This is a genomic window from Curtobacterium sp. MMLR14_002 (assembly GCF_001864975.1).
Lineage (GTDB): Bacteria > Actinomycetota > Actinomycetes > Actinomycetales > Microbacteriaceae > Curtobacterium > Curtobacterium flaccumfaciens.
In genome coordinates, this window is sequence record NZ_MJGT01000071.1 from 6,567 (window position 1) to 10,045 (window position 3,479).

3 protein-coding genes are annotated in these 3,479 nt (G+C 69.5%); 2 read left to right on the plus strand and 1 reads right to left on the minus strand.

Annotated features, from left to right (window positions below):
* Window positions 1-185: 185 nt before the first annotated feature.
* A complete protein-coding gene (locus BIU91_RS13400; protein WP_071405858.1) occupies window positions 186-1,952 on the plus strand; it encodes a hypothetical protein in 1,767 nt (588 codons plus the stop codon).
* A 104-nt stretch (window positions 1,953-2,056) separates the two neighbouring features.
* On the opposite strand, the gene BIU91_RS13405 is transcribed toward BIU91_RS13400, so the two are convergent.
* On the minus strand, window positions 2,057-2,551 hold the full coding sequence (locus BIU91_RS13405) for a MarR family transcriptional regulator (protein WP_071405860.1): 495 nt from the start codon (window positions 2,549-2,551) through the stop codon (window positions 2,057-2,059).
* A gap of 103 nt (window positions 2,552-2,654) precedes the next feature.
* On the opposite strand from BIU91_RS13405, the gene BIU91_RS13410 reads away from it, so the two are divergent.
* On the plus strand, window positions 2,655-3,479 hold an 825-nt coding region (locus BIU91_RS13410), incomplete at its 3' end, for an NADP-dependent oxidoreductase (protein WP_071405859.1).

A 3,479-nucleotide genomic window follows, 5' to 3' on the forward strand; every position in this document is an offset into this window, starting at 1 on the left:
ATCGTCGCCGCGGTCGTCCTCGGCGCCGTGACGCTGTTCCTGGTGCGGGCTCCCCGCAGCTAGTCCCCACCGTGGGGCACTTGTCCCCTTTTCTCCCGACTGTCCGAGCGCGGCATCGGGTCTACGGTCTGTCCCGTGCGGCAACGACGCTGCACGATGACGAATCGAGCATCATGCAACGACGGATGAAGCGAATCCTCGCGCTCGCCCTGAGCGTCGGTGTCGTGGGGGCACTGGCTCCGGCGATCTCTGCCCAGGCAGTCGCCACGAGCGACACCCCGGACTTCGGCAGCAGCGTGAAGGTCTACGACCCCACGGTACCGGCGTCGACCATCCAGGCCGACGTCGACGCTGCGTTCAACAGCCAGCTCCGCAGCACGACGGCGCAGTTCGGCACGCAGCGGCACGTCTTCCTGTTCAAGCCCGGTAGCTACGGCCGCGTCTGGGCGAACCTCGGCTTCTACACGTCGGTCGCCGGGCTCGGCAAGAACCCCGACGACGTCACGATCAACGGCGCGGTCAACGTCGACTCCGGGTGGAACGCCGGCGACGAGAAGAACGCGACACAGAACTTCTGGCGGTCGGTCGAGAACGTGGCTATCGCGCCCGAGAGCGGAACCGATCGGTGGGCGGTGTCCCAGGCCGCCCCGATGCGCCGGGTCCACGTGAAGGGCAACCTGACGATGGGTCCGTCGAACCAGGATGGTGGACAGGGGTACTCGTCCGGCGGCTACATCGCCGACACGAAGGTGGACGGCACGGTGACGTCAGGCTCCCAGCAGCAGTGGTACACGCGGAACTCGACGATCGGGGCGTGGCAGGGCGGCAACTGGAACATGACCTTCTCAGGGGTCCAGGGCGCCCCGGCGAACGACTTCTCGAAGAGCTACACGACGCTCGCCACCACGCCGACCACCCGGGAGAAGCCGTACCTGTACGTGGATTCGTCGAACAAGTACCACGTGTTCGTCCCCTCGATCAAGCAGAACGCGAGCGGTGTCACGTGGCCGAACACCGCCGGCACCGACCTCCCGATGCGGAACTTCTACGTCGCGCACCCGGGGGACTCGGCGGCCACCATCAACGCCGCTCTGGCGCAGGGCCTCAACCTCTTCTTCACGCCGGGCACGTACCAGCTCGACTCGCCGATCGCCGTCACCCGGGCGGACACCGTCGTGACGGGAATCGGTTTCCCCACCCTCGTCCCCACCAGGGGCAACGCCGTTCTGACGTCGACGGACGTCGCCGGGGTGAACGTGTCGAACCTCGTCGTGGACGCCGGCGCGCAGAACAGCGCACAGCTCGTCCGCCTCGGCAGCGCTGGGTCGCACGTCGACCACGCGGGAGATCCGCAGAGCATCCAGGACGTCTTCTTCCGCGTCGGTTCGAGCGTGCAGGGCAAGGCGACGACCACCCTGCAGGTGAACGCGGACGACACGCTCATCGACCACATCTGGGCCTGGCGAGCCGACCACGGCGGCGCACCGACGGGCTGGAACGTCAACACCGGCGCGACCGGGGTCGAGGTGAACGGCAACGACGTGCTCGCCACCGGGCTCTTCGTCGAGCACTACCAGAAGTACGAAGTGCTCTGGAACGGTGAGAACGGCAGAACGATCTTCTTCCAGAACGAGATGCCGTACGACGTCCCGGACAACGCATCTTGGCAGAGTCCGACCGGCGCGGGCTACGCGGCCTACAAGGTGGCGTCCTCGGTCACGAAGCACGAGATCTGGGGCGGCGGCGTCTACGCCTTCTTCAACACGAACCCGTCCGTGCACGCCGACCGGGCGTTCGAGGTCCCGCAGACCGCCGGCGTCCGCGCCCACGGGCTCGTCACCGTCTCGCTCGGCGACACGGGCACCATCTCGAGCATCATCAACGGCGTCGGCGGCGCGGTTCCCACACCGGCGGGCAACACCGCTCCGAACCGACTCGCGTCGTACAACTGATCGGCGCCCGTGGGAGCGGATGCTCCTGACGGTGCGCACGGGAGCGTCCGCTCCTGACGGACGACGGCCGGCTGCTCCACGAGCAGTCGGCCGTCGTCCTGCGATCAGCTGCGCTTCCGTGGCGCCGCCGATCGAGGCGGGTTCGCGCGCAGGTGCTCCGCCGCTCCCCCGAGGATCCGCGCGAGGTCATCGACGTCCGCGTCCGACATCGACGCGAACAGCAGGGTGTGCAGCGCCTCGATGTGTCCGGGGAAGACCGCGGCGAGGACGTCACGACCGGCCCGGGTGATCGTCACGACCGTGCTGCGTTCGTCGTCCGGCGAGGGCCCGCGGGTGACCAGCCCGCGCTGCTCGAGCAGTTGCGCCTGGTAGGTCAGCCCGCTGCGGCTGTAGACGACCCCGTCGGCGAGGTCGGTCATGCGCTGCTGCCCGCCCGGAGCGTCACCGAGCCGGGCGATCAGCTGGAACTGCACGTAGCTCAGGCCGCCGACGTCGCGCAGCTGCCGCTCGACCGCGTGGCGCAGCAGGCTGCTCACCTCGGTGAAGGCGAAGTACGCCCCCAGCTGCGTCGGGGTCAGGGAGTTCGGCGCATCGGTCACGAGATCCATCCTAGCCGTTGCTTCGAGTTCGAAGCAGTGCTAGCGTCATCGTCAGTTGCTTCGAACTCGAAGCACACGAGCAACACCGACGAAGGGCACGATCATGCAGGCAGTACGGTTCCACGAGGTCGGCGGTCCCGAGGTGCTCCGCACCGAGGACGTCGAGCAGCCCACCCCGGGTGCCGGGCAGGTGCGACTCCGCGTCGCCGCCTCGGCGTTCAACGCGGCGGACAACGGGATGCGGGGCGGGTTCCTGCCGATCCCGGTCCAGCTGCCGCACGTCCCCGGCTACGACGTGTCCGGCACCGTCGACGCGCTCGGCGACGGTGTCGAGGGGATCGCGATCGGGGACGCCGTCGTCGCGTTCCTGCCGATGGAACTCGACGGCGGGGCGGCCGAGTACGTCATCGCCCCGGCGGACGCGGTGGTCGCCGCACCGACGAGCATCCCGCTGGCCGACGCGGCGGCGCTGCCCTCCGTGGCACTCACCGCGTGGCAGGCACTGTTCGACGACGGGCGACTCGAGGCAGGCCAACGCCTGCTGGTCATGGGCGCCGGCGGCGTGGTGGGCAAGTACGCGATCCAGCTCGCCGTCCGCGCCGGGGTCCACGTGATCGCGACGGCGAGCCCGCGCAGCATCGAGGCCGTCCGGGCAGCCGGTGCCCACGAGGTCATCGACCACACCACGACCGACGTCCGTGCCGCCGTGACGGAGCCGGTCGACGTGCTGCTCAACCTCGCCCCGATCGACCCGCAGGACTTCGCGGCACTCGTCGACGTCGTGCGTGACGGCGGCGCGGTCGTCAGCACCACGGCGTTCATGGCCACGCCGGACGACGAGTCCCGCGGGGTCCGGGCGGCGACGGTGTTCGTCCTGCGCAACCGCGAACGCCTGGCGGAGCTGGTGTCCCTGGTCGACGCCGGGGCG